Below are 920 nucleotides of genomic sequence, written 5' to 3' on the forward strand. Positions count from 1 at the left end.
ATCATCCATGATTCTGTGGCGGCAACCGGGACAAGCGTCTGTATCCGTAGATCTCCGTGTCTGGTGCGTAATACGATTGACGGGATGTTAAACAGCGGTTTTTGTGAAGAAAAGGTGCTGCATCTGCTTTTAAATTGTGTGAGAGCTGGTATGAACTTTGTGTTTGGCGGAGAGCCTGGGGCAGGAAAGACGGAGACAGCAAAGTTTTTTATGCAGTTTATTCCGAAAGAAAGCCGTGTGATCACGATCGAGGATTCTTTAGAAATCCATTATCCGGAAATTAATGCCGGAGCGGATGCCGTAGAGCTTCGTGTAAAGGATAACTTTTCCTATACGGATGCGATCAAGGCGTGTTTAAGACAGAATCCGGCTTATCTGGTTTTGTCAGAGGCAAGGTCAACGGAAGTGACATCACTGTTAGAGCAGTGGAGTACTGGTGTCAATGGATTTACAACAATCCATCTGGATGATGTGAGGAAGCTGCCAGACCGTATCCAGAGCATGATGAATAATGTAAATGATGCGAGACGTATGGAAAACAGGATTTACCGTTATGTAAATCTTGGACTTCTGATCCGGAAAGAAAATACACAGGATGGAGAGATCAGAAGATATTTAGACCAGCTTTGTTTTTATGCCAGGGAAGATCATGAAAACAGAATTTATATGCTGGTAGAGGATGGGGAACTTGTTTCAGAGGAGATACCGAAAGATATTCTTTTGAAATTAGAACGTGCTGGAATAAAAGAACCGTTCTTTTGTGAAAGTTTTTACAGGTACCGGAAGGAGGGCAGATAGTGACAGGTTTGAAAAAGACACAGATAAAAGAGAGAAAGCAGATCAAAAAAGAAAACCGTGTGGCAAAAAATCTGCTGCTTTTAAATCCGGGAAACCTTGCAAAAGAGGTTTATACATACGGA

The 920-nt window shown here is 42.4% G+C and carries 1 protein-coding gene; it reads left to right on the top strand.

The genetic code is table 11. The features are described from left to right. Nucleotides 1–798: ATPase, T2SS/T4P/T4SS family (locus DXA60_RS18480; RefSeq protein WP_117922696.1), on the top strand; the 798-nt coding region annotated here is incomplete at its 5' end. Nucleotides 799–920: the final 122 nt, after the last annotated feature.

Origin of the sequence: Roseburia sp. OF03-24 (genome assembly GCF_003463035.1) — a bacterium.
Lineage (GTDB): Bacteria > Bacillota > Clostridia > Lachnospirales > Lachnospiraceae > Roseburia > Roseburia rectibacter.